Source organism: Sphingomonas sp. PAMC26645, from assembly GCF_004795835.1.
GTDB lineage: Bacteria > Pseudomonadota > Alphaproteobacteria > Sphingomonadales > Sphingomonadaceae > Sphingomonas.
Genome location: NZ_CP039249.1, coordinates 2,881,028 through 2,906,277, shown reverse-complemented (window position 1 = coordinate 2,906,277; position 25,250 = coordinate 2,881,028). Strand labels below are relative to the sequence as shown.

Annotated in this window: 23 protein-coding genes; 8 read left to right on the top strand and 15 right to left on the bottom strand. The window is 66.5% G+C overall.

All coding sequences use genetic code 11. The features are described 5' to 3' along the window. Positions 1–10: 10 nt before the first annotated feature. From moaC to E5673_RS13350, 4 genes are read right to left on the bottom strand one after another with little or no spacing between them, the layout of a single operon-like run. Positions 11–478, bottom strand: coding sequence for a cyclic pyranopterin monophosphate synthase MoaC (gene moaC / locus E5673_RS13365; RefSeq protein ID WP_136190388.1), 468 nt, complete (start codon positions 476–478; stop codon positions 11–13). Beyond that, on the bottom strand, positions 475–1,251 hold the full coding sequence (gene trpC, locus E5673_RS13360) for an indole-3-glycerol phosphate synthase TrpC (protein WP_136190387.1): 777 nt from the start codon (positions 1,249–1,251) through the stop codon (positions 475–477). Before trpC ends, moaC begins: the two co-directional genes overlap by 4 nt. A 1-nt stretch (position 1,252) precedes the next feature. Next, a complete protein-coding gene (gene trpD, locus E5673_RS13355; RefSeq protein WP_136190386.1) occupies positions 1,253–2,245 on the bottom strand; it encodes an anthranilate phosphoribosyltransferase in 993 nt (330 codons plus the stop codon). Beyond that, complete coding sequence (locus E5673_RS13350) at positions 2,242–2,925, bottom strand: aminodeoxychorismate/anthranilate synthase component II (protein WP_136190385.1); 684 nt, start codon at positions 2,923–2,925, stop codon at positions 2,242–2,244. Before E5673_RS13350 ends, trpD begins: the two co-directional genes overlap by 4 nt. 184 nt (positions 2,926–3,109) lie before the next feature. On the opposite strand from E5673_RS13350, the gene E5673_RS13345 reads away from it, so the two are divergent. Next, positions 3,110–3,514 carry a hypothetical protein gene (locus tag E5673_RS13345; protein WP_136190384.1) on the top strand — a complete coding sequence of 135 codons (405 nt, stop codon included), beginning with the start codon at positions 3,110–3,112 and terminating at the stop codon, positions 3,512–3,514. Positions 3,515–3,670: 156 nt separating this feature from the next. Here E5673_RS13345 and trpE read toward each other — a convergent pair whose 3' ends face one another. Together trpE and E5673_RS13335 are read right to left on the bottom strand one after the other, a co-directional pair. Continuing rightward, on the bottom strand, positions 3,671–5,164 hold the full coding sequence (trpE, locus tag E5673_RS13340; RefSeq protein ID WP_136190383.1) for an anthranilate synthase component I: 1,494 nt from the start codon (positions 5,162–5,164) through the stop codon (positions 3,671–3,673). Between the two features lie 4 nt (positions 5,165–5,168). After that, a complete protein-coding gene (locus tag E5673_RS13335; RefSeq protein ID WP_136190382.1) occupies positions 5,169–7,124 on the bottom strand; it encodes a peptidylprolyl isomerase in 1,956 nt (651 codons plus the stop codon). A gap of 144 nt (positions 7,125–7,268) precedes the next feature. Here E5673_RS13335 and tpiA point away from each other — a divergent pair, with 144 nt between their 5' ends. Beyond that, complete coding sequence (tpiA, locus tag E5673_RS13330) at positions 7,269–8,018, top strand: triose-phosphate isomerase (RefSeq protein WP_210731742.1); 750 nt, start codon at positions 7,269–7,271, stop codon at positions 8,016–8,018. Positions 8,019–8,185: 167 nt separating this feature from the next. Continuing rightward, positions 8,186–8,884, top strand: coding sequence for a hypothetical protein (locus tag E5673_RS13325; protein ID WP_247599385.1), 699 nt, complete (start codon positions 8,186–8,188; stop codon positions 8,882–8,884). Between the two features lie 108 nt (positions 8,885–8,992). Here E5673_RS13325 and E5673_RS13320 read toward each other — a convergent pair whose 3' ends face one another. Both E5673_RS13320 and E5673_RS13315 read right to left on the bottom strand, forming a co-directional pair. Next, positions 8,993–10,378, bottom strand: a complete 1,386-nt coding sequence (locus E5673_RS13320; RefSeq protein ID WP_136190380.1) for a leucyl aminopeptidase family protein — start codon at positions 10,376–10,378, stop codon at positions 8,993–8,995. After that, positions 10,375–11,766, bottom strand: coding sequence for a serine hydrolase domain-containing protein (locus E5673_RS13315; RefSeq protein WP_136190379.1), 1,392 nt, complete (start codon positions 11,764–11,766; stop codon positions 10,375–10,377). Before E5673_RS13315 ends, E5673_RS13320 begins: the two co-directional genes overlap by 4 nt. Positions 11,767–11,932: 166 nt before the next feature. On the opposite strand from E5673_RS13315, the gene E5673_RS13310 reads away from it, so the two are divergent. Continuing rightward, complete coding sequence (locus E5673_RS13310) at positions 11,933–12,079, top strand: lmo0937 family membrane protein (protein ID WP_107954842.1); 147 nt, start codon at positions 11,933–11,935, stop codon at positions 12,077–12,079. Between the two features lie 104 nt (positions 12,080–12,183). Here E5673_RS13310 and rimO read toward each other — a convergent pair whose 3' ends face one another. Next, complete coding sequence (gene rimO, locus E5673_RS13305) at positions 12,184–13,536, bottom strand: 30S ribosomal protein S12 methylthiotransferase RimO (RefSeq protein ID WP_136190378.1); 1,353 nt, start codon at positions 13,534–13,536, stop codon at positions 12,184–12,186. A 94-nt stretch (positions 13,537–13,630) separates the two neighbouring features. On the opposite strand from rimO, the gene E5673_RS13300 reads away from it, so the two are divergent. After that, a complete protein-coding gene (locus E5673_RS13300) occupies positions 13,631–14,773 on the top strand; it encodes an anhydro-N-acetylmuramic acid kinase (protein ID WP_136190377.1) in 1,143 nt (380 codons plus the stop codon). Positions 14,774–15,079: 306 nt separating this feature from the next. On the opposite strand, the gene E5673_RS13295 is transcribed toward E5673_RS13300, so the two are convergent. From E5673_RS13295 to E5673_RS13280, 4 genes are all read right to left on the bottom strand, one after another. Then, complete coding sequence (locus E5673_RS13295; RefSeq protein ID WP_136190376.1) at positions 15,080–15,406, bottom strand: hypothetical protein; 327 nt, start codon at positions 15,404–15,406, stop codon at positions 15,080–15,082. Between the two features lie 89 nt (positions 15,407–15,495). Continuing rightward, positions 15,496–16,674: a VWA domain-containing protein gene (locus E5673_RS13290; RefSeq protein WP_121903247.1), complete on the bottom strand. Its 1,179-nt coding sequence runs from the start codon at positions 16,672–16,674 to the stop codon at positions 15,496–15,498. A 12-nt stretch (positions 16,675–16,686) separates the two neighbouring features. Further along, positions 16,687–18,588: a CocE/NonD family hydrolase gene (locus E5673_RS13285; protein ID WP_136190375.1), complete on the bottom strand. Its 1,902-nt coding sequence runs from the start codon at positions 18,586–18,588 to the stop codon at positions 16,687–16,689. Positions 18,589–18,748: 160 nt separating this feature from the next. After that, on the bottom strand, positions 18,749–19,315 hold the full coding sequence (locus E5673_RS13280) for a CHAP domain-containing protein (protein ID WP_056482168.1): 567 nt from the start codon (positions 19,313–19,315) through the stop codon (positions 18,749–18,751). A gap of 364 nt (positions 19,316–19,679) precedes the next feature. On the opposite strand from E5673_RS13280, the gene E5673_RS13275 reads away from it, so the two are divergent. Then, complete coding sequence (locus E5673_RS13275) at positions 19,680–20,105, top strand: hypothetical protein (protein ID WP_056482165.1); 426 nt, start codon at positions 19,680–19,682, stop codon at positions 20,103–20,105. 58 nt (positions 20,106–20,163) lie between these two features. Here E5673_RS13275 and E5673_RS13270 read toward each other — a convergent pair whose 3' ends face one another. Next, a complete protein-coding gene (locus E5673_RS13270) occupies positions 20,164–21,018 on the bottom strand; it encodes a MoxR family ATPase (protein ID WP_060525606.1) in 855 nt (284 codons plus the stop codon). Positions 21,019–21,084: 66 nt separating this feature from the next. Next, the gene (locus E5673_RS13265) at positions 21,085–21,819 is read right to left on the bottom strand and encodes a hypothetical protein (protein WP_247599384.1); all 735 of its coding nucleotides are present in this window, start codon (positions 21,817–21,819) and stop codon (positions 21,085–21,087) included. Positions 21,820–22,027: 208 nt separating this feature from the next. Between E5673_RS13265 and E5673_RS13260 the strand changes: the two genes are divergently transcribed. Both E5673_RS13260 and E5673_RS13255 read left to right on the top strand, forming a co-directional pair. Next, positions 22,028–24,340 carry a S9 family peptidase gene (locus E5673_RS13260; protein ID WP_136190374.1) on the top strand — a complete coding sequence of 771 codons (2,313 nt, stop codon included), beginning with the start codon at positions 22,028–22,030 and terminating at the stop codon, positions 24,338–24,340. Between the two features lie 6 nt (positions 24,341–24,346). Next, on the top strand, positions 24,347–25,063 hold the full coding sequence (locus E5673_RS13255; RefSeq protein ID WP_136190373.1) for an MgtC/SapB family protein: 717 nt from the start codon (positions 24,347–24,349) through the stop codon (positions 25,061–25,063). Positions 25,064–25,250 lie beyond the last annotated feature (187 nt).

The following is a 25,250-nucleotide window of genomic DNA, read 5'->3' as shown; positions in this document are numbered from 1 at the left end:
GGGTTTTGTTTTACGCGGTCCAGTTGCCGGATTTTCCGCCGGACTTTGCACGGACGCGGATGTCGGTGAGGACCATCGTCTTGTCGATCGCTTTGGCCATGTCGTAGATCGTCAGGAGCGTTACCGTGGCTGCTGTGAGCGCCTCCATCTCGACGCCGGTCTTGCCTTCGGTCGAGGCGCTAGCGGTGGCGGTTACGCCGGTTTCGTCGACGACCAGGTCGATTTCTACCTTGGTGAGGGGGAGCGGGTGGCAAAGCGGGATCAGGTCGCTGGTGCGCTTGGCCGCCATGATGCCGGCGACGCGCGCGACGGCGAGGACGTCGCCCTTCTTTGCAGTGCCGGCGCCGATCGCCGCGGCGGCTTCGGCGGACATGGTGATGCGTCCGGAGGCTACGGCTTCGCGGGCGGTGACCGCCTTGCCGCCGACGTCGACCATTCTCGCCGCGCCGGCTTCGTCGATGTGGGTTAGGCCGGTCATCCGACGAGCGCCCGAGTAGCGGCTTCGACGTCGTCCTGGCGCATGAGCGCTTCGCCGATCAGGAAGCAGTGGATGTCGTGCGCGGCCATCGCGTCGAGTTCGGCGCGCGTCGTGAGCCCGCTCTCGGCGACAAAGGTGCAGTCCTTGGGCGCCTTGCCGACGAGGTCGTAGGTGCGCTGGAAGTCGACCGAGAAGTCGCGCAGGTCGCGGTTGTTGACGCCGATCAGGCGCGACTTGAGCCGCAGCGCGCGCTCCATCTCGTGCGCGTCGTGGACTTCGACCAGCACGTCCATGCCACATTCTAGCGCGGAGGCTTCGATCTCGGCCATCTGGATGTCGTCGAGCGCGGCGACGATGATCAGGATGCAGTCGGCGCCGATCGCGCGCGCCTCGGTCGACTGCCACGGGTCGACCATGAAGTCCTTCCGCAGGACGGGGATCGAAACAGCGTCGCGCGCCGCGGTCAGATAGGCATCGGAGCCCTGGAACCACTTTTCGTCGGTCAGGACCGACAGGCATGCGGCGCCACCAGCTTCGTAGGCGCGGGCATGGGCTACGGGATCGAAATCGGCGCGGATCAGGCCTTTCGAGGGGCTCGCTTTCTTGACCTCTGCGACCAGCGCGTAGCCGGTCTTCGCGTCTAGCGCGGCCCGGAAACCGCGCGGCTTCGACATGCGGGCGATGCCGGCATCAATGTCGGCGAGCGAGGTGGTTGCCTTGCGCGCGGCAACTTCGGCGCGCTTGGTCTCGAGGATACGGTCGAGCATGGTCATGTCAGTAGGCGATCCAGCGGGCGAGCAGCGCGTCGGCGCTGCCGGTGTCGAGGGCGGCGGCAGCCTTGGCCGCGCCGTCGACAAGATTGGGGACGGTGCCGGCCACCATCAAGGCGGCGGCGGCGTTGAGCAGGACGGCGTCACGGTAGGCGCCGGCCTCGCCCTTGAGCAGGCGGCGGAGTGCGTCGGCGTTGTGGTGTGCGTCGCCGCCGCGGATGTCGGTGATGGCGTGGCGGGTGAGGCCGGCGTCTTCGGGGGTAACCTTGCCGGGGAGCGCGACGGTGCCGACCGAGGCGACGATGCTTGGGCCGGCGCCCGACAGTTCGTCGAGGCCTTCTTCGCCCGAGACGACCAACGCGGCTTCGGTGCCGAGCTGTTCGAGTGCTTCGGCGTAGAGCGTGACGTAGTCGGGGCGAGCGATGCCGATGAGCTGGCGGGTGGTGCCGGCCGGGTTGGCAAGCGGGCCCATCAGGTTGAAGATGGTGCGCTTGGCTATGCGTTGGCGGATCGGGGTGATGCGCTTCATCGCCGGATGGTGGTTGGCGGCGAACAGGAAGGCGATGCCGATTTCGTTGAGGCTTGCCTCCGCGGTGGCGCCGGCGCGGTCCATGTCGAGGCCGAGGACTTCGAGCGTGTCGGCGGCGCCGGCCTTGCTGGAGGCGGCGCGGTTGCCGTGCTTGGCGACCGGGACACCCGTTGCCGCGACGACCAGCGCGACGGCGGTCGAGACGTTAAGCGTGTGGTGGCCGTCGCCGCCGGTGCCGCAGACGTCGATCGCGCCCGCGGGGGCGTCGATCGGGATCATTCGGTTGCGGAGCGCGCGCGCGGCTTCGGCGATCTCGATGCTGGTTTCGCCGCGGGTCGCCAGATCGGTGAGGAAGGTGGCGATCGCGTCGTCGCTCGCGCGGGCGTCGAGGATGTCGGCGAACGCTTCGCGGGCGGATTCGCGCGAGAGGGGGGAGAACGGGTCGGGAAGCAGGGCGACGGTGGTCACATTCCCCTCCCGCTTGCGGAAGGGGTTAGGGGAGGGGCTTCCTGTTCAGCTAAGGTCGTGGGTGCGGCGCGGCCCTCCCCCGACCCCTCCCGCAGGCGGGAGGGGAGTTGGTGGGGGATGTTCGCCATCTTGAGGAAGTTCGCGAGCATCTCGTGGCCATGCTCGGTCGCGATGCTTTCCGGGTGAAACTGGACGCCGTGGATCGGCAGGGTCTTGTGGCGGAAGCCCATGACCGTGCCGTCCTGCGCGGTCGCGTTGACGACCAGCGTGTCGGGGACTGCGTTGACGATCAGCGAGTGATAGCGCGTGGCGATGAACGGCGAGGGCAGGCCGGCGTAGAGCCCGGTATCGTCGTGGACGACGGGCGAGGTCTTGCCGTGCATGAGGCCGCCGCGTTCGACCTTGCCGCCGAAATGCTGGCCGATCGCCTGGTGGCCGAGGCATACGCCGAGCAGCGGCTTGCCGGCGTCCGCGCAGGCGGCGACCAGATCGAGGCTTACGCCCGCCTCGGTCGGCGTGCAGGGGCCGGGGGAAATGAGGAACGCGTCCGCGCCCGACGACAGAGCCTGCCCGGCGGAGATCGCATCGTTGCGGACGACTTCGACCTCGACACCCAGTTCCATCAGATAATGGACGAGGTTCCAGGTGAAGCTGTCGTAATTGTCGACGACGAGGATCATGGCGCCGCCATAGCCGATGCGGAGCGCGGTGCAACAGCGCTCGGCCGGGACGGTTCGGCGCTAATTGTCCTAGGCTAGGTCGCGAACGGCGATGGCGGTTCCTATATCGCCTGGGCAGGCGACCATCATTCAGTGCGGAGCAATGCTGCATGACGGACGTTATTCGCTCAAAGGAGCCTGATCCATGTTTCGTACCGCCGTCCTCGCCGCACTGATCGCATTCCCCGCCATGGCGTACGCGCAGGAGGCGCAGGTCGACACCCCGCCGCAGCGCATCCGCAGCGTGACGCTGACCGGGGACCAGGCGTGCCCGAAGTCGACCGCGGGTGAAGTCGTGGTGTGTTCGACGCTCGACCAGCCGTATCGCATCCCGAAGCAGTTGCGCGACGACAAGCCGATCGCGGCGCAGAACCAGAGCTGGGTCAATCGTGCGGCGTCGATGGATCAGCTAGGGCGTGTTGCTGGCGGGTTGCCGGATACGTGCTCGGCGGTCGGGACCGGCGGCCAGTCCGGCTGCTTCCTCGCGCGGAACAATGCCTATGCCCAGGAGCGTCGTGCGCCGGCGAGCGAGACGAATACGACGCCGTAAGCTTTTTTTCGTAAGAGATTTTGAGATGTACACCCCCCCCCCGGCGAAGGCCGGGGCCCAGTTGGGGAACGGCGCCAACGGATCGCTGCGCTTCGTTACTACGGCCTTTCCAACTGGGCCCCGGCCTTCGCCGGGGTGGCGCTAATCGGCTATGGTCTACTGGCCGAAGCCCGACGCCTTAGCTCGGCTGACGGCTTCCCGTGCTGCCGCCAAGATCGCGCCGGCCTTGGCCTCACATTCGCGTTGTTCGTATTCGGGGATGCTGTCGGCGACGATGCCGGCACCGGCCTGGACGTGGATCGTGCCGTCCTTCACCACCGCAGTGCGGAGGACGATACAGGAGTCCATCGAGCCGTCGGGCGAGAAATATCCGACACCGCCCGCGTACGCACCGCGGCGTTCGGGTTCCAACTCAGCGATGATCTGACAGGCACGGACTTTCGGCGCGCCGCTGACCGTCCCGGCCGGGAACCCGGCGAACAGCGCGTCGAGCGCGTCCTTGTCGGGGGACAGCGTGCCGACGACGTTCGAGACGATGTGCATGACGTGACTGTAGAATTCCACGCCGTAGCTGGCCGTCACCTTCACGGACCCCGGTGCCGCGGCGCGGCCAACGTCGTTGCGGCCGAGATCGAGCAGCATCAGGTGTTCCGCACGCTCCTTCGGGTCGGCGAGCAGGCTGATGCGGTTCGCCTCGTCCTCGGCGGCGGTCTTGCCGCGTGGCCGCGTGCCGGCGATCGGGCGGATCGTCACTTCGTCGTCGCGGACGCGGACGAGGATCTCGGGGCTCGAGCCGATCAGCGCGAAGCCGGGGAGGTCGAGGTGATACAGGAACGGCGACGGGTTGATGCGACGGAGCGAGCGATAAAGCTCGAACGGCGGCAGTGCGAACGGCGTGCTGAAGCGCTGCGCGAGCACGACCTGGAAGATGTCACCGGCGAGGATGTAGTCCTTCGCCGCGGCGACCATCTCGCCGTAGCGGCCTTCGGGGAGCGCGGGCGTGTAGGTCGGTTCGGCGACGTCCGCGCGGATCGGCGCGGGGACCGGCGTACTGGCAAGCTTGGCGGCGACCGCGTCGAGACGCTCCTCGGCTTCGGTCACGATAGCGTCGGCATCGCGGGCGGGATCGGGCCAGGCGGGTGCGACGAGGTACAACGCGTCGGTCAGGCGATCGAACACGAGGATGACGGTCGGCCGTACGAAGATCATGTCGGGCAGGCCGAGCGGGTCGACCGGCGGCTGCGGCAGAGTCTCGACCAAGCCGATCGTCTCATAGCCGAAATAGCCAACGAGACAGGCGAGCGCGCGCGGCAGTTCGGCGGGGACCTCCGCGCGACATTCCGCAACCAGCGCGCGCAACGCATCGAGCGTGGGCACCGGGCATGGCTCGAACGTCTCGCGATCGGTTGCCCAGTTGCGGTTGATCTCGGCGCTGTGGCCATGCGCGCGGAACAGCAGGTCGGGGGCGAGGCCGATCAGGCTATGGCGGCCGCGGGTCTCGCCGCCCTCGACCGATTCGAGCAGGAAGTCGCCGCGCCCGGGCTCGATGAGCTTCAGCGCGGCGGCGACCGGCGTTTCGGTGTCAGCGACCTGACGACGCCAGACGAGCGCGGGACGCCCTTCGGCCAAGGCTTCAAGCGCGCTCGTCATACGATCAGTTCCCGGCGCCGCCCTGGCCGAGCAAATCGGCACGGACGCGCGCGAGTGCGGACGGGTTGGTCTTCACGCCGACATCGGCACGGACCGCCTTGGCGAACTGCTCGACATATTCGCGACCGACGGAGCGGGCGATGTTGCCGCGCGCTGCCTTGATCGCCGCGTCGTTGCCAGCCGCGTTGCCGCTCTGGACGTTGTCGAGCTTGATGACGAACCAGCCGCTGTCGTCGGGGGCGGCCAGCGTCTTAGCGGTGTTCGGCGCCATGCTGAACATCAGCGCGAGTGCGGGCGGTGCACCGCGCGGATCGGCGGCGAGCTGCGCACGGGCAGCGGTCAGCGTACGGGCAGGCGGCATCGGCAGCTTGGTCTGCGCCAGCGACTGCTGGATCGGCATACCCTTGTTGATGCGCGCGAGCACTTCGCCGGCGACGCGACGGGCGGCCTGGCGAGCGCGATCGGCGGTCACGTCCTTGAGCACCGCGGCGCGAACCTGTGCCAGCGGACGCGGGGCGGAATGGACGACGCGGCCGAGCGCGACGACGGCGAAACCGCCATCGGTGCCGACCTGGACCAGCTGCGAGCCGTCGCCATCGGCCGCCTGGAACGCTGCGGCGACGAGTGGCGTCAGCGCAGGGTCTGGCTTGCTGGCGGGATCGTCGGGATTGATGCCGCTGGCGATCAGCGCGGGCGTGGTGACGGCCGCGAGCTTCTGGTCGGCGATGACTTCGTCGAACGTCGCATTCTTCGACAGCGAATCGTCGATCTTGTCGTGGATAGCCGACAACGCTTCGGCCGACTTGCGGATACCGAGCGCGGCAGCGATCTCGCCACGGACCTGATCGAGCGAACGCGCCGCGACCTTTTCGATCTTGTCGACCTTGGCGACGGTCCAGCCGAGTGGCGTGCGGACCGGGCCGATCACTGCACCGCTGGCGGCCGCGAAGACGGCATCGGCGACCTGCGCGGACGTCGTTCCGGCATAGGCAGCCTTCTCGACACCGGTCTGGGTCGAGGCTTCGAGACCGGCACCGCGAGCGGCGTCGGCGAGGCTGGTGCCACCCTTCACCTTGGCGGCGATCGCGGCGGCACCGGCTTGGTCGGCGACGACGACCTGCGTGATGTCACGCTTCTCGGTCGCGGCGTAGCGTGCGCTGTCCTGCTGGTAGGTCTTGGCGATCTCGGCGTCGGTCGGGACGGCCTGTGCCTTGACGGCCTCGGGCGTGATCATCGCGTAGCGGACGACGCGGCGCTCGGGGACGGTATAGCGGGCGATGTTGCGCTGATAGAAGGTGTTGAGGTCCGTATCGCTTGGCGCTGGGCCGGCGGGGACCACGGCGGCGGGGATGAAGCCGATCGTGCCGGTGCGCTTTTCGAGCAGCAGCGACGCGTAGGGGAGCGCGAGCTGGCTGGCGACCTGAGTCGCGCCGTTCGAGGGCAGAGTCAGCTGCTGCGCGAAGGTGTCACGCTCGATATCGCTGCGGATCTGCGCGTCGGTCAGCTTCCGCTGGGCGAGCACCTGGCGGTAGAGATTCTCGTCGAACTTGCCGGTCGGGCCCTGCAAGGCGGGGATGCTGGCGATCTGGCCATCGATCGCGCGCTTGCTGACGACCATGCCCTGCGCACGGCCGAACTGCTCGAGCGCCATGCTGGAGATGATCCGGTCGAGCGTGCCGTCGAAGCCGCCCTGGTTGACGAAGGTCGCCATGTCGAGCGTCGGCTGCTGCTGACGGAAGCCCTCCATCTCGGTCTGCGCCTGCGTCTTCAGCTGGTTCGCGGTGACGTCCGCCTTGCCGACCTTGGCGACGTCGCCGCCGGTGATCCCGGCACCGCCGGTCATCGAGCTGAGCCCGGTGACGTCCCCCGCCGCGAACGCGAGCGCGATCACGCCGAGTACCAGGAACGTGATGATCACGCCGACCTTCGAATGGGTAAGGCGGCGGAAGAAAGCGAGCATGGACAGCCGATCGACAGGGATGGGAACGCGGTTGCTTTACGGGGGCGAGGGCGGCTCTTCAAGTCGGGCGCGCAACGTTGCTTGGGGTTGTGTGGGGTTGTGCGGGGCGGGTGCGGCGCTATCGCTGGGCAAAACACGCGGGAGATGACGATGCGGCGTAAGCTTGTAGCCGGAAACTGGAAGATGAACGGGTCGCGCGCGGCGCTGGCCGAGCTCGATACGATCGCTGCGGCAGCGGCCGCCGCGCCGGGCGTCGATGTCGCGGTGGCGGTGCCGTTCACGCTGATCGACGCGGCGTCGCAGCGCGTGCCGGGGTTGGCGATCGGCGCGGAGGATGTGCACGAGGCGGATTCGGGTGCGCATACCGGGTGCGTGTCGGCGTCGATGGTCAAGGAAGTCGGCGCGAGCTTCACGATCGTAGGTCATTCCGAGCGTCGCGCGGACCAGCACGAGACCAGCCATGACGCCTGGGCGAAGGCGGCGGCGGCGCGGCGGCAGGGGCTGAACGTAATCCTGTGCTGCGGCGAGACCGAGGCGGAGCGCGACGCGGACCGTGCCGAGCGAGTCGTACAGGCGCAGATCGAGAAGTCGGTGCCGGACAATGCGGACGGCAGCTGGTTCACGCTCGCGTACGAGCCGCGCTGGGCGATCGGGACGGGTCGCACGCCGACACTGGACGAGATCGCGGCGATCCACGCGATCGCGCGCGCGAAACTGCGGATGCTGATCGGTGATGCGGCGGCCGGGGTGCGGATCCTGTACGGCGGGTCGGTGACGGGGGCGAATGCGGCGTCGATTCTCGATACGCCGAACGTCGACGGGGCGCTGGTCGGTGGCGCGAGCCTGACCGCGGACAAGTTCGTGCCGATCATCGAGGCTGCGGCGGGACTGTGACGGTCGGTCCGGTCGATCTTGATCCTGATCTGGACGTTTATGATCCGGATCTCGGGTAGAGCGTGTTAAGTCTCGATAAACATGGCGGTCTTATGGTCCGTGACACGATTCGACGGTCGAGTTTCGGGCCGGAGCGTTAATCGGATAACTTCGGTGCGAGGGTTGATATGGCCAGGTGGTTCCCCGGTTGCGTGAGTGCCTCGCTGATCGCGAGCGCCGTCCTGTGCCCGATCGCGGCGCGTGCCGAGACGCCGCGCGAATTGCTGACGCAGGCCGGGTTCGTCGACCGCGATCGCAACGTCGCGCTGGCGCGGATCGACCGGGCGGCGGCGGCGGCGGGGCAGGCGCTGAGCCGTTCCCCGAACGACGCCGAGGCCGCGATCATGCAGGCGATGGCGAAGGGGTATCGCGCCAAGCTGCTCGGCAACCGAAGCGAGGCGATCGCCGCGCGGAAGCAATATGAGGCGCTGGTCGTCCGTTATCCGCGCAATGCCGAGGCGCAGGCGGCGCTTGGCGCGTGGCATGTCGGGGTGATCGCCAAGCTCGGGCGGTTCGTTGGACGCGCGGTCGCAGGCGCGCAGAAGGCGACCGGGTTCGAGGCTTTGGACAAGTCGGTGGCGTTGGGTGGTAACCGCGCGATGTTCGCGGGGCTTGCCGGGTTGTTGCGGCTGGAGTTGGATCCGAACGATGCCCGGGGACGGGCGCTGGTCGAGACGGCGAGCAAGGCCCCGACGCCGACCGCGATCGACGGGTATGTGCGGAAAGCTGCGGTGGCGGTGCTGGTGCCGTTGCGCGCTGGCGATGCGAATGCGACGAAGGCTCTGGCGGATAAGCTGCTGCCGTTCGGGCAGTTTGCCACGAGTTAGACCTGCGCGGAACTCGGTAAAATACCCAGTTCCCCCGCGGAGGCGGGGGCCCAGGATCTCACAGGCTGACTTTCGTGACCCTGGACCCCCGCCTCCGCGGGGGAACGGCTAGGCGCCGTACCGCTTAGCCAACATCGCGAACGCGGCACGCAGGGCGTAAGCTTCGCCTCCCTTCGGCCTGCCTGGTTTGGCGGATGGCCGCCACGCGAACACGTCGAGATGCGCCCAAGCGGCGGTCTTGGGCACAAACCGACGCAGGAACAGCGCGGCGGTGATCGCGCCCGCGAACCCGCCATCGGGTGCGTTGACCATGTCGGCGATGTCCGACTTGAGCATCTCGTCATAGCCGTTCCAAAGCGGCAGGCGCCACATCTGGTCGTTCTGTTCCAGCCCCGACGCGAGCAGGTCCGCCGCGAGCGATTCGTCGTCGGTGAACATCGGCGGCAGGTCGGGGCCGAGCGCGACGCGCGCCGCCCCCGTCAGCGTTGCGAAGTCGAGGATCAGTTCGGGGTTGCTCTCGCCCGCCTTGGTCAGCGCATCGCCGAGCACGAGGCGACCCTCCGCGTCAGTGTTGGTGTTCTCGACCGTCAGCCCTTTGCGCGTGGCGAGCACGTCGCCGGGGCGGAATGCGTTGCCGGCGATCGAGTTCTCAACCGCGGGGATCAGCAAATGGAGGTGGACCGGGAGTTTGGCCGCCATCACGAGGCTCGCGAGCGCCAGGGCGTGTGCCGCGCCGCCCATGTCCTTCTTCATCAGTCGCATGCCCGCGGACGGCTTGATGTCGAGCCCGCCGGTGTCGAAGGTAACGCCCTTGCCGACCAGCGCGATGCGGGGGTGCGAAGGGTCGCCCCATTCGAGTTCGATCAGCCGCGGCGCGCGGTCCTTGCTCGCGGCCTGGCCGACCGCGTGGATCATCGGGTAGCCGGTCGCGAGCGCATCGCCGCGCGTGGTCGTGACGGTCGCGCCGTGGCGTTTGGCGAGCGTTTCGGCGGCGGCTTCGAGATCGGCGGGCCCCATGTCGGACGCGCCGGTGTTGACGAGGTCGCGGACGAGCGCGGTGGCTTCGGCGAGGCGAACCGTCTCGTCGATGTGCGCGGCGTCCGCGGTCAGGAGCACGCGCGGGCCGGTCGCGTCGGGCTTCACGTACCGCGTGAACTGGTGCTGGGCGAGCATCCAGCCGAGCCCGGCCGCGCCGACGGGGCCTTCCGCGAGTCGGTAGGTACCCGCCGGCAGCGACGCGCCGAGCGAGGCGATCCGCCAGGGGGACGTGACGGCTTCGTTGCAGACCAGCAGCATCGACCAGTCGTCCGCGGTCTCGCCGGGCAGGACCGCGCGGTCGCCGGGCTTGCCGGTCAGGCGGTGCGCGGCGATCGTCGTGCGGATGCGCTGCGACTGTTTGGCGAGCCAGCTTTCATACGCGTCGGGCTCGACGACGTGGATCGTCCGCGCGGGCTGGCCGCGGTCGGGTTGGAGCATCGAAGCGAAGTCGGTCATTGTGCGGGCGCCACCAGGAGTTGTTCGTATCGGCCGCTGGCGCCGGGCTCGGCATAGGTGCTGAGCGAGAGCGTGCGGTCGGGATAGGTGATGCGGTAGGTGCGGTTGACGAAGCCGCCGCGCAAGCGGGTCTTGCCGGTTTGTGCGAACGCGGTGGGCTCGCCGAGCGCGCCGAGGCTGGTCTTGTAGTCGGCGAGCGCGACCGGCTTGAAGTAATAGTTGGCGTCTTCGGTCAGCCCTTTGCGGTCGAGCGTGCCGGTGCGGAGCTGGTCGTAAACCTTGCGGGCTCGAGCGAGCGCGGCGGTGTCCTCGGCATTTGCGGGTGCGGTGGGCAGGACGATCTTGGCCACGCCCGCGGCGATGCGGCCAGTTGCGTCGCTGAACCAGCTGTTGGTGAGGACGACGATGGCCGCCTTGTCGTCGGGATAGACGGTGTTCTCGGACAGGAAACCGACCGCTTCGCCGCTGTGCTCGACATAGCGGCGGCCGTTTGCGCTGCCGGTGAAGACGCCGAGGCCGTAGCCGTTGCTCGATCCGTCGGCGAGCTTGACGGGGGTTTCCTGCGTAGTCCAGTCGTCGGCGGGGAGCGTGGTGCGGTTGAGGCGCGCGACGTCCCATTTGGCGAGGTCTTCGGCGCTCATCGAGAGTTCGCCGGCGGCGTAGAGCCAGCCGTCTGCGCTCGGGGTCTCGGGGCGGACCGGGCCAAGCGCGAAGCGGCCATAGCCTTGCGGGAACGTCTTGCCGATCGCCTTGTCCTGGTCGAGCGCGCGGATGTCGAGCGGCTCGAAGATGCGCTGCTGGAGGAAGCTCAGCAGCGGCTGTTTCGCGACCTTCTCCACGATCATACCGGCCACCACATAGCCGGTGTTGGAATATTGCCACTGTGTGCCGGGCTGGAAATCGAGCGGCTTCTTGGCCCAGCGGTCGATGATCTGCTGCGGCGTGACGGGCTTGGCCATCGCGGTGAAACTGTAATCCTGCGGCCAGTAATCCTGCAGGCCCGAGGTGTGGCTGAGCAGCTGGCGGATCGTGATGCGGTCGCCGCCGGTTATGCCGGGGATGTATTTCGCGACAGTGTCGTCGAGCGACAGCTTGCCTTCGTCCTCGAGCAGCAGGATCGCGGCGGCGGTGAACTGCTTCGAGATCGAGGCGATCTGGTAGGGGAGTTTCGGGTCTGCCCTGGCGATCGCTTCGGAGGGTTTGCCATACGCCTTGGCGAACACGATCCTCCCGCCGCGGACGACCGCGATCGAGGCGGACGGCACGCCGGTGTCGCCGAGCGCGCCGGTGACCAGCGTATCGATTTGCGCGGTTTCGGCGGGGGTGAGCGACTGCGCGATGGCGGGGGCGGGGAGAAGCGCGGCGACGGCGAGGAGGCGGAGGATCATGGCGCGCAACGAAGCAGAACCGGCGTGCGCGCGCAACGCCCACGATTTTTATTCCGTGGCGGTTGAAGGGGTTAGCCTAGGGCAGAAATGTTGACGGAACACGCCGTGTTACACGCACGTTTCATCGTCCGACCGGGAGCCTTTTCACGTCTTAGGGGACACAACCATGCTGTATACCATCGCCGTCATCCTGCTGATCCTCTGGCTGGCAGGCTTTGCCTTCCATGTCGCAGGCGGACTGATCCACATCCTGCTGGTGATCGCGGTCATCGTCGTTCTGGTGAAGCTGTTCACCGGTCGCAACGTCGTCTGACGGACTCGCGAACTTGGCCGTTCTCCCGCGGACGCGGGAGTCCAGGATCACCAACGGTATCGTTCGAGATTCCTGGACCCCCGCTTTCGCGGGGGAACAGCTAACTAGACGGGCACGCCGTAGAGGTCGTGATCGTCGGCGTCTTCGATCGTGACCGGCACGATGTCGCCGACCGTCAGGTGACCGGCATCGCGGAGGAAGACTTCGCCGTCGATCTCGGGCGCATCCGCCTTTGAACGACCGGTAGCGCCTTCTTCGTCGACCGCATCGATGATCACGTCGAGCGTGCGGCCGATCTTGGCCTGCAACTTGGCCGCGGAGATCGCTGCGGTCTTTTCCATGATGCGGGCGTAGCGCTCTTCCTTGAGCTCCTCGGGCACGTGGTCAGGGAGCAGGTTCGCCGCCGCCCCTTCGACCGGTTCGAAGCGGAATGCGCCGACACGGTCAAGTTGTGCTTCGTCGAGCCAATCCAGCAGATACTGAAAATCCTCCTCGGTCTCGCCGGGGAAGCCGACGACGAAAGTCGAGCGGATCGTTATGTCGGGCGCGATCGTCCGCCAGTTGTGGATGCGCTGGAGCACTTTCGCGTCGTTGCCGGGGCGCTTCATCCGGCGCAGCACGGACGGCGCGGCGTGCTGGAACGGGATGTCGAGATACGGCAGCACGAGGCCTTCCGCCATCAGCGGAATGACGTGGTCGACGTGCGGATATGGGTAGACGTAGTGGAGGCGCACCCACGGCGCGATCTTGCCGAGTTCGCGCGACAGGTCGGTCATGTGCGCGCGGACTTCGCGGGCCTCACCGCGTGCCATTGGGCCGCCAGTCTTTACCGGCCAGCTGGCATGGCGCAGGTCGACGCCATAAGCTGACGTGTCCTGGCTGATGACCAGCAGTTCCTTGGTGCCGGCTTCGACGAGCTTCTCCGCCTCGCGCAGGATCGCGTCGGGGCGGCGGCTGACGAGGTCACCGCGCAGGGATGGGATGATGCAGAACGAGCAGCGGTGATTGCAGCCTTCCGAGATCTTCAGGTAGCTGTAGTGGCGCGGGGTCAGCTTCAGGCCGGCGTCGGGGATCAGGTTGAGGAATGCCGACGGCGGCATCGGTGCGGCCTCGTGGACCGCGCCGACGACTTGCTCGTATTCGTGCGCGCCGGTGATCGCGAGGACCTGCGGGAAGCGCGCGCGGATCGCGTCGGCTTCCTTGCCCATGCAGCCGGTAACGATGACGCGGCCGTTCTCGGCGATGGCCTCGCCGATCGCCTCGAGGCTTTCCTCCTTGGCGGAGTCGAGGAAGCCGCAGGTGTTGACGAGCACGATGTCGGCGCCGGCATAGTCGGGCGACATCTGGTAGCCGTCGCCGCGAAGCTGGGTGAGGATCCGCTCGCTGTCGACGAGGTTCTTTGGACAGCCGAGCGATACCATGCCGATCTTCGGCGGGGAGGGGAGTGTTGTTGCCATGAAGCCCGCGCACATAGGCGCAAAGTTCGGTTTTTTCTAGGCGGGCGGAATCGCATCCTGCATGGATGGGCGGATTACGCGGGAAGGAACCGATATGCTGGCGATTGGACTGATGTCGGGGACGTCGCTCGACGGGATCGACGCGGCGTTGATCGAGACCGACGGCGAGGCGTTCGTGCGGCCGATCGCGTTTCGCGGCGAGCCCTATTCGGATGCGGCGCGGGCGCAGTTGGCGGAGGCTACGCGGATGGCGCTGACGTTCGACAAGCCGCGGGCCAGTCCGCCGGTGGTCGCCGCGGGCGAGCTAATTACGCGCGCGCATGTGTTCGCGGTGCACAAGTTGCTGGCGGATGCGGGGGTTGCGGCGGCGGAGGTCGATGTGATCGGCTTTCACGGGCAGACGATCGCGCATCGGCCGGATCGGCGCTGGACGTGGCAGATCGGCGATGGGGCGGCGGTGGCGCGGGCTACCGGGATCACGACGGTGTCGGATTTTCGCTCGGCGGACGTGGCGGCGGGCGGGCAGGGGGCGCCGTTGCTGCCGGTGTATCATGCGGCGTTGGCGGCGGGGCTGGAGGGGCCGGTCGCGGTGCTGAACCTTGGTGGGGTGGGGAACATCACCTTCATTCCCGGCGGGCGGGACATGCACGACTCGCGCGAGATGTCGCCGGAGCGGGCTCAGATGATGGATCGCGACGGGCTGGTGGCGTTCGATACCGGGCCGGCGAACGGGTTGATCGATAGCTGGGTCGAGGCGGAGACTGGTGCGCGGTATGACGCTGGGGGGGCGTTGGCGGCATCTGGGCGGGTGGACGAGACGGTGCTGACGGCGATGCTCGATCACCCGTTTTTCGATGCGCCTCCGCCGAAGTCGCTGGATCGGAATGACTTTACGATCCAGCCGGCGCGGGGGTTGTCTGCTGCGGATGGCGCGGCGACTTTGACGGCGTTTACCGCGGCGACGGTAGCTGAGGCTTTGCGGCATTTGCCGGCTCGGCCGGTGCGGTTGCTGGTGGCGGGAGGTGGTCGGCATAATCCGACGATGCTGGCGATGATTGCGGAGCGGACCGGGTTGGTGGTGGAGCCTACCGATGTGCTCGGGTGGAACGGCGATGCGCTGGAGGCCGAGGGGTTTGCGTATATGGCGGTTCGGACGCTGAAGGGGCTGGCGATTAGTTTTCCGGGGACGACTGGGGTTCCGGTGGCGATGGCTGGTGGGGTTGTTGATCGGGCCTAGTTTGCCGACCGGTGCGGAAAAGCTTGTTCTCCCGCGAAGGCGGGAGCCCAGACTGGGCTCCCGCCTTCGCGGGAGAACAAGGAGGCGGGGGGCGCCGCTTGGGTCACTCGCACCCGCTCCCCAACCTATCGCCTTTACCCTGAAACGACGCCACCCCGGCGGAGGCCGGGGCCCAGTTGGGGGACGTTGCTAACTGAGGCTGCACCCCACCACTGCGACCTTTCCAACTGGGCCCCGGCCTTCGCCGGGGTGGTGCAGGGTGGAGTGGGCGGCGGCCTCGTATTCTCGTATTTTCGTATTGATGTATCAGTGCGGCTTCTTCGCCTTGGCCGGCTTCTTCGGCTCGGGCTTCTTTGCCGGTGCCTTCTTCTCCGCCGCATCCTTCGCGCGCAACGCAGGCGCTGCGATCGCCGCTGCGATACCCGCGATCACCGTCGCGCCAACCGCGATCGCGGTCTTCGGGTGCGACTTCACCGCATCCGTGGCCGTCGCGAGGCCGGCCTTGGCCGCGTCGGTCGCATCCTCGACCCAGTCGCTGGTCGCCGCGGTCTTCTTCGCGTCGGGCTTCGGCTTGTGGTCGTCGTCGTGATGGACCTTGGCGTGCGGCATGGCGGAGTTGGGGATCGACGACATAGGGCTTGTCCTTCGGTAAGGGATGATGCCCGATAAACCGATCGCGTCCGTGACGGTTCCGTTACGGTCAGCCGCTCACCGCGCCGAAGTCACCGTTTGCGCGTCAACTCGCGCATCGCGTCGTCGAGCCCGGCGAGGCTCAGCGGGTACATCCGGTCGGTCATCAGCTCGCGGATGATCCGCACCGACTGCGAATAGCCCCATTGCGCCTCGGGCACCGGGTTAAGCCACGCCGCCGCCGGATAAGTATTCGTCAGCCGCTGCATCCATACCGCGCCCGGTTCCTCGTTGAAATGCTCGACCGAGCCGCCGGGATGGGTGATCTCGTACGGGCTCATCGACGCGTCGCCGACGAAGATCAGCTTGTAGTCGTGGCCGTATTTGTGGAGCAGATCCCACATCGGCGTGCGCTCCGCGAAGCGCCGCGTGTTGTCCTTCCACACGCCTTCGTACGGGCAATTGTGGAAGTAGAAGAATTCGAGGTTCTTGAACTCTGTGGTCGCGGCTGAGAACAGTTCCTCGCAGAGCTTGACGAACGGGTCCATCGAGCCGCCGACATCGAGAAACAGCAGCAGCTTCACCGCATTGCGGCGTTCGGCGCGCATGACGATGTCGAGATAGCCTTGGCGCGCGGTGCCGGCGATCGTGCCGTCGATGTCGAGTTCGTCGGCGGCGCCGTCGCGGGCGAAGCGGCGCAGGCGGCGCAGCGCCACCTTGATGTTGCGGGTGCCGAGTTCCTTGGTGTTGTCGAGATTGCGGAACTCGCGCTGGTCCCAAACTTTCAGCGCGCGCTTGTGCGTGCTTTCGCCGCCGATGCGGACGCCTTCGGGGTTGTAGCCGCCGTTGCCGTAAGGTGACGTGCCGCCGGTGCCGACCCATTTGTTGCCGCCCTGGTGGCGTTCCTTCTGCTCCTCCAGGCGCTTCTTGAGCGTCTCCATGATCTCGTCCCACGAGCCGAGCGACTTGATCGCCGCCATTTCCTCGGGGGTCAGGAATTTCTCGGCGACTGCTTTCAACCAGTCTTCGGGGACTTCGCCGGGGGCCGTGCCGTAGCTGGTGGCGAGGCCGCGGAAGACCTTGGCGAAGACCTGGTCGAACTTGTCGAGCAACCCCTCGTCCTTCACGTACACCGCGCGGGACAGGTAGTAGAAATCCTCGGGCGTCCGCTCGATCACCTCGGCGTCGAGCGCCTCGAGCAGGATGAGGTGCTCCTTGAGGCTGGCGGGGATGCCGGCGCTGCGGAGTTCGTCGAGGAAGTTCAGGAACATGGGGTCACTCCGTCACTTGGCCGCGGCGATCGGCAGTTCGATCGCGCTGGGCTGCGCGGCCGAGTGGAAGACGCTGATCGTGGCCTTGCGGTAGTCGGCGGGCTTCGCGTCGAAGATGTTGGCGACGTAGGTCTGCGGGTTGCGGTCGTAGAGTGGGAACCAGCTCGACTGGACCTGGACCATGATGCGGTGGCCGGGGAGGAAGACGTGGCTGGCGTTCGGCAGGACGACGCGGAAATGCGTGGGCTGGCCGGCGACGATCGGGGTCGGCTTCTCGAAGCTATCTCGGTAGCGGCCGCGCAGAATGTCCATCGAGACGGCGAGCTGGTAGCCGCCCATCTCGGGCTTGTCGGAATATTCGGCTGGGTAGACATCGATCAACTTCACCACGAAATCGCCGTCGGTGCCGGTGGTGCTGGCGATCAGGTCCGCGACGGGCGCGCCGGCGATCGCGACCGGGCTGGTGAGCGGTGGCGTCTGGTAGGTGAGGACGTCGGTGCGATCGGAGAACGGGCGCTGGTCGTCGACGAGCCATTGCCGCCAGGTCGAGCCGGTCGCGTAGGTCGGGCGGATCGGGCGGAGGCGGTAGGGGATCGGCTTGGCGGGGTCGGAGATATAGTCGTCGTGGCCGTCGCTCGCCGGGGCGGTCGGCGCGAGGCCGCTGGCGGGTTGGAAGTAGAGTTTCTGCGTGGCCGTCGAGTTCGGCCAGCCGGCGAGCGTCTGCCACTGATTGGTGCCGGTCTGGAACGCGGTGACGGGGGCGAGCGCGGGCGGTGTCGCGCCGGTCTTCAGCGCGCCGTTGAGAAAGGGAAGCAGGACGTTCTTGCGGAACCAGAGCGCGGTGTCCGCATCGAAGCGGATCGCGCCCAAGGTCGAGCCGTCGCCGTTCGCGCCGCCATGCGCCCAGGGGCCAAGCGCGAGGTGGTTGACGTGGTTCGGATCGACTTTAGATACGGCCTCGTAGGCCGCGACGGCACCGTAGATGTCTTCCTGGTCCCATTGGCTGGCGACCCAGAGCGTCTGCACGGTCTGTGGCTGCTTGGGGAGGATCGTTTCTAGTGCCTGGCCCTGCCAGAACGCGTCGTAGGTTGGGTGATCGTGGAGGCGGTTGACGAACGGGAGCTGTTCGAGTCCACGGCTTTTCACGAACGCGCTAGCGGACCCGGCGCGGAGGAAGGTGTCGTAATCGTCGTACGCGTCGCGCCACAGGTCGCCGGCTTCGCCCTTCGCCGCGTCCTGCGTGTAGTAATAGTCGTAGCCGATCTGGCGGAACGCGCCGCCGTGGAAATCGTCGTCGCCCTTCCAGGTGTTGATCACCGGGTTCATCGGGACGGCGGCCTTCAGCGCGGGGTGCGGGTTTACCAGTGCCATCGCGGCCATCATACCGTCGTAGCTGCCGCCAATGATGCCGACGCGGCCGTTGCTGTTTTTCAGGTTCTTCACGAGCCAATCGATCGTGTCGTAGGCGTCGGTGGAGTGATCGACTTTCGTCTGGTTGAGCGGGCCGATCAGCGGGCGCTCGTTGATATAGGCGCCGTTCGAACCGTTCTTGCCGCGGACGTCCTCGAACACGCGGATATAGCCCGCGTCGAAGAACATCGCGTCGGATGCGCGGAGGTTCATCGCGCCGCTCGGGCTGGAAGATCGGCTGGCGACGCTCTCGGCGTTGTAGGGGGTGCGCTGGAGCAGGATCGGCGCGTCGGTGACGCCCTTGCGCTGGACGATGACCGCGTGGAGCGTGACACCGTCGCGCATCGGAATGTCGACCTCGCGGCGGTCGAAGTCGAAGCTGGCGTTGGCGGGGACGAACTTGGCGGGAATATCGCCACCGGGGGGCGGGGACTTTTCCTTTTGCGCCAGCGCGGACGTCGTGAGCAGCGCCAGCGTGATCGTCGTCAGAGCCTTTAACCGCATCGTTATCCCCACCGTCTTTTCGGCTACGGTGGTGGCACGATTTCAAGGGTGGCGGCAATCCATTCGCGCCGTCATCCTGACGAAAGTCAGGATCCAGGGTTACGAACGCTGTCTTTCTTGGCTCTGGATCCTGACTTTCGTCAGGATGACGGACGCGGGTTCAGCGGGCGATGGGCTCGCCGCTTACCGGAACATACGCGTCGATCAGCGCGCCGACATAATCGGGGTTGCGGCTCGTCAATTCAGCGGCCGCATGCGCGTGGCCGTAGATAAAGCCGTACACCGGATACACCCCGCCGCCGAGGCCATCCACATCCTTGTACCAGACCTTCACGTCGCTCCAATCGTTGTTGCGCGAGACGTCGAACAGCGTGACGTCCTGTTCGGCATGCCCGCGCTCGCCGTTCTGGCGTGACCAGTTGGCGTGGGTGAGCATCACGACGCGCTTCTCGACCACCCGGCTGACGACCGCGACATGGCCGAACGGCAGGCGCGGGGTCTTGGCGAAGACGATGACGGCGCCTTCCTTGGGCTTGTGCGTGCGTTCGTACTTGCCGTCGGCCTGCTCCCACCAGGTCCAGGCGTTGCCGTAGATCTGGATCCCCGACGCGGCGCGCGCGAACGGGACGCACTGGCCGACATAGTCGAGCAGAGAGGCGGATGCGGGGGCGGCCATGCCGATTGCCAGCAGTGCCGGCGCCCAACGACGGAAAGCATACAATCTCATGCCGTCACCTTGCCGGACAGGTATGGCATTATTGTTGCTGCAGATGGTTAATGTGCATCAATATCTAATCCGTCGAACTTCGCCGCGATCTGCTCGCCAATCGCCGTGACCGTCTCGACGAATTGCGGTCACAATGGCGCGGAATAGCTGAACGGACGGTGACGTCGATCCTGTTGATTCAAATACGTATAGTTCTCGAATACGGCCCACGAAAACTGCGGCGTCGTGCAATAACTCCGAAGTGGTCGCGTATCGACGGACCGATCCTGGGATTTGCGTTCAAAGAGACTACGTGGTTCCCCGATCGGAATACTTCGCTTGTCCGACTGAGTGATCACCGCTTCACCATAAAAGGATTGTGATCATGTCGGTCGATATCAGCGATACAATCGATGCAGTTGCGGCAGAAGCACTGCTGGCCAACGTTGTAGACTGGAAGCAGTATGACGGATTGCGCGTTACATCGCACACCAGCGGGGCAGTCTATCTGGTGATGTGGGGCCAGCTTCACTGGATCCCGGATCCCGCAACCTTCAATAGCGTGTTCAAGGACTGGAACGGGATCGTCAACAGCGATTACATCGTCGACAACATGCCGAAGGCGTTGTCGCTGGCACCCGGTTCGTTCATCGCGATCAGCGGAGCGTCGCCGGCGTGGTATTTCGTGACGCTCGGCAAGAAGTTGCACATCCCCGATCCAGCGACGGTGAATCGCTTCAACTTCCGCAGCCCGATCTCGCTGCCGCATCTGGCGCTGGACTATATCCCGACGGGTCCGAACGTCACGTAACGCTCGAACTATCGGACCGGCGGCGGTGCTCATCCGCGGCCGCCGGTTCCTCGATAGCTTACCCCTGGTTCTTCTGGCGCTTCGCCATGAAGGCGAGGCGTTCGAACAGCATGACGTCCTGCTCGTTCTTCAGCAGCGCACCGTGCAAGGGCGGAATCGCCTTGGTCGGGTCGCGGTTCTGGAGGATGTCTAGCGGCATGTCCTCGTGCAGCAGCAGCTTCAGCCAGTCGAGCAGTTCGCTGGTCGACGGCTTCTTCTTGAGGCCGGGCACGTCGCGGACGTCGTAGAACAGGTCCATCGCCTTGCTGACCAGGATCTTCTGAATGCCGGGGAAGTGGACGTCGACGATCGCCTGCATGGTCTGGCGGTCGGGGAACTTGATATAGTGGAAGAAACACCGGCGCAGGAACGCGTCGGGCAGTTCCTTCTCGTTGTTGCTGGTGATGATGACGATCGGGCGCTCGACCGCGCGCACGGTTTCCTTGGTCTCGTAGACGTGGAATTCCATCCGATCGAGTTCCTGCAACAGGTCGTTGGGAAACTCGATATCGGCCTTGTCGATCTCGTCGATCAGCAGGACCGGCGGGGCGGGTTGCGTGAACGCCTCCCACAATTTGCCCTTGCGGATATAGTTGCCGATGTCGTGGACGCGCGCGTCGCCGAGCTGGCCGTCGCGCAGGCGGGCGACCGCGTCGTACTCGTACAGACCTTGCTGTGCCTTGGTGGTCGACTTGATGTTCCACTCGATCAGCGGCGCACCGAGCGCCTTGGCGATCTCGTAGGCCAGCACGGTCTTGCCGGTGCCGGGTTCGCCCTTGATCAGCAGCGGGCGGCGCAGCGTGACGGCGGCGTTGACCGCGACTTTCAAATCGTCGGTCGCGACGTAGCTCTGGGTGCCCTCGAAGCGCTTCATGCGATGTCCCGTCCGGTTCTGAATACCGGGTATGGATAGAGGGGAAGCGTCGGTCAGCGCAAGCGGTCAGAGGTCGCCGCGCGCGCTCGATCGCGCTTCGAGTAGCGACCACAGCCCGCGATGCTGCGCGAAGAGTTGCTGCGCGCCGAACAGGATCGCGCGCTGGCAACCGGGCGATGCACCGAGTTCCGCGACGAGCGCGGCGGTATCGGTCTCTGACGGAAGCGTGAGCCCGGGGACGGCTACCCCGAACCGCTCGGCGGCGACATCGAGCACGCGGCGGATCGCGCGCCAGTCATGGAGCAGCGCGGCCACCGCCCCGGTCGCGCAACCACGACGCTCCGAGCGGGCGAGCATTTCGAGCGCATGACGTTCGCCGACCAGTGCCGACTCGCTCTCCGCCTGGCCGGGGGTCGACGGAAGGGGGCCGACGGCCGCGGTGAGCTGTGCGAGATAGGTGCGCTCGTCCGCGAAGCCACTGGCGGCGGCGGCGAGCCAGTCCGATGCCTCGGGCTGGATCGCGCGGGCGAGCACGTCGACGATCAGGCCGGGATGGTCGCCGTGGACCGCGCACAGCGCGTGGACCGCGTCGGAGAGGTTACGCTGGCCCGGACCGCCGGCGATCAGGCGCGCATGATGCGGATGCGCTGCGCTGCCGTCCGCGTCGGCGAGCGTGACGAACGCATCCCATGCGCTCCGCTCGCTCGGCTCCCCGTCCTGTATGCCCGCGTTCGAAACCATCATTCCCCGGCCGTGCTGCACCACGGAAAGCTCGATCCGCGACGATGTCCCGCTTGCCATAAACGAAGGACGTAAAGACGGAGTTTACGGAGCGTTCATTATGCCGTGTTGGAGGGAAATGACGATGATGCGAGTCAGGGGCGTTTCGGCTCGCTCGGCATCACAATGCGCCCTTTACGGCGGGCCATGCCGCCGCGATAACGCGCGACCGAAGATTTTCGGGTCCGTCGGGCGGTATCCGGCGGGATGATCCCACGGAGACTACAGGATGCGCACATGGTTGCTCGGGCTTGCACTTGCTTCGGTCGGAACCGCCGCGATGGCCGCTGATCAGGTCACGCCGCCGGCTGCACCCGCTGCACCCGCCCCTGCACCGATACGTCCGGTCGAAGCCGCCAAGCCCGGCGACCTGACGATGGCGCGCGTGTTCGGCAATCCGGACCTGTCGGGATCGCAGCCGAAAGCGGTGCGGCTTTCGCCCGACGGCACGCTGCTGACGAGCTTGCGCAACCGCGCCGACGAGAAGGAGCGCTTCGATCTCTGGGCGGTGGATACCGCGACGGGCCAAGCGCGGATGCTGGTCGATTCGAAGACCGTCGGCAGCGGCGCCGAACTGACCGAGGCCGAGAAGATGCAGCGCGAGCGGGCGCGGATCGGCGGCCAGAAGGGCATCGTCGCGTACGACTGGGCACCCGATGGCAAATCGATCCTCGTGCCGCTCGACGGTGATCTGTATCTCGCCGGGCTCGACGGCAAGGTGAAGCGGCTGACCAACACGCCCGGCGGCGAGCTGAACCCGGTGGTGAGTCCCAAGGGCAGCTTCGTCTCGTTCGTCCGCGACCAGAACGTCTTCGTGCAGCCGCTCGCCGGCGGCGACGCGCGCGCGGTGACGACGGGCGGCGGCGGCACGGTCCACTTCGGCGAGGCGGAGTTCGTTGCGCAGGAGGAAATGCACCGCGATACCGGCTATTGGTGGTCGCCCGACGAACGCTATGTCGCGGTCGAGCGCTTCGACGAGGCCCCGGTCCACACCGCGACGCGCGCGTCGATCGGCGCGACCGGGACCAAGGTCTACGAGCAGCGCTATCCCGCGGCGGGCACGCCCAATGTGCTGGTCGACCTGTACATCATGAAGCCGGACGGCTCGGGTCAGGTGAAGGTCGATCTCGGCACCAACCCCGACATCTATCTCGCGCGGGTCGACTGGACGCCGGATGGCCGGATGCTGCTGGTGCAACGCCAGAGCCGCGATCAGAAGCTGCTGGAGATGCTCCGCGTCGATCCGGCGACGGGCAAATCGACCGTGCTGTTCACCGAGAAGTCGGGCGTGAAGAGCTGGCTGAACCTGTCCGATGCCTATCGCGTTTTGAAGGATGGTAGCCTGATCTGGCGGTCGGAGCGGAGCGGCTACGGCCAGCTCTACCGGTTCGCGTCGGGAAAATGGACCCAACTGACCAAGGGCGACTGGGTCGTCACCGATCTGGTCGGCGTGGACGAAGCAAAGGGTCGTCTGTTCTTCCTCGGCAACAAGGACGACGTGCTCGAGCAGCAGCTCTATTCGGTCGACGTCGCCAAGCCGAACGTCATCACCAAGCTGACCGAGACGGGCTGGTGGAACAGCGCCACGATGGATGCCGCCGCGAGCCGGTTCATCATCTCGCGCTCGAACCCGAAACAGCCGACGCAGGTCTATCTGGCGGACGCGACCGGCAAGCGGCTCTCGTGGATCAACGAGAATGCGGTGGTCGAGGGGCATCCCTATTACCCGTATCTCGCCAGCCATCAGGAGACCAAGTTCGGCACGCTGAAGGCGAAGAACGGCATGACGCTCCATTACGAGATGATCACGCCGCCGCTGGAGCCGGGCAAGAAATACCCGGTGTTTTTCGAGCATTACGGCGGCCCCGGCACAGGTCAGGTCGTCACGCGCGGCTGGCAAGGTGCGCTGCCGCAATACCTCGTCGATCGCGGGTGGATCTACTTCAAGATCGACAATCGCGGCTCGTATAATCGCGGCAAGGCGTTCGAGGATCAGATCTATCATGCGATGGGGACGGTGGAGGTCGAGGACCAGCTGTCGGGTGCGAATTATCTGAAATCGCTGCCGTTCGTCGAGCCGAGCAAGATCGCGACCTATGGCTGGTCGTATGGCGGTTATATGTCGCTGAAGATGCTGGAGAAGACGCCGGGCGTGTATGCGGCCGCGGTCTCGGGCGCGCCGGTCACCGACTGGCAACTGTACGACACGCATTATACCGAGCGCTATCTGGGCGATCCGGCGAAGGACCCGGCGAGCTATGCGACTTCGGCGGCGGTCGAGGAGGCCAACCGCATCGTCGATCCGTTGCTGCTGATCCATGGCATGGCGGACGACAATGTATTCCTCGACAATTCGACCAAGGTTGCCGCGCGGATGCAGGCGACCGCGACGCCGTTCGAGATGATGTTCTACCCCGGCTATACGCATCGCGTTTCGGGGCCGGGGATCAGCGAGCATGTCTGGGGGACGATCCTGAACTTCCTCGACCGGACGGTGAAGGACAAGCCGGTGCCCGAGGCGGCTGCGGTTCCGGTCAAGTAAACGCCGGTGCGGTTCGTCGAGACGTTTCACCTGTGGCCGTTCCTCGACACGGTGGTGAGCTATATCGCCGCGTTCGTGTTCGGGACGCTGATCGGGGCGGAGCGGCAATATCGCCAGCGGACCGCGGGGTTGCGCACCAACACGCTGGTCGCACTGGGGTCGGCGGCGTTCGTCGATCTCGGGCAGCGGCTGGGCGGGGACGTCGAGTCGATCCGGATCATCGCCTATGTCGTGTCGGGGATCGGCTTCCTCGGCGCGGGCGTGATCATGAAGGAGGGGATGAACGTCCGCGGGCTGAACACCGCGGCGACCTTGTGGTGCTCGGCGGCGGTGGGGTCGTGCGCGGGCAGCGACATGATTGCGGAGGCTGGGTTGCTGACGTTCGTCGTCCTGCTCGCGAACACCGCGCTGCGGCCGCTGGTCGACGGGATCAACCGGATCCCGACCGAGGGGCGGACGATCGAAGCCACCTATAGCGTGATGGTGACGGTTGCGGCGGGCGATGCGGGGCCGATCGGCGATCTGGTGGTCGAGCATCTGGAGGCTGCGCAGTTGCAGGTGGCGGAGCTGGATGTAACCGAGCGGGGGGAGGACCGGGTGGAGATCGCGGCGACTCTGGTGGCGACGAACGTGCCGGCGGAAGAGCTGGATGCGATCACGGATCACCTCGCGAAGGTGCACGGGATCGAGCATGCGACCTGGCAGGCGCGGACGCACGACTGAGGAGCGCACTTAGCCGTGCCTCCTCCCCAGCCACCACCCCGGCGAAGGCCGGGGCCCAGTTGGAAAGGTCGCAGTAATGGACTGCGCGCCGTTAGCAACGTCCCCCAACTGGGCCCCGGCCTCCGCCGGGGTGGTGCTACTGCTGGTGCAGGTGCTGATCCATCTCGCTAAGCTAGCTTGTTCCCCC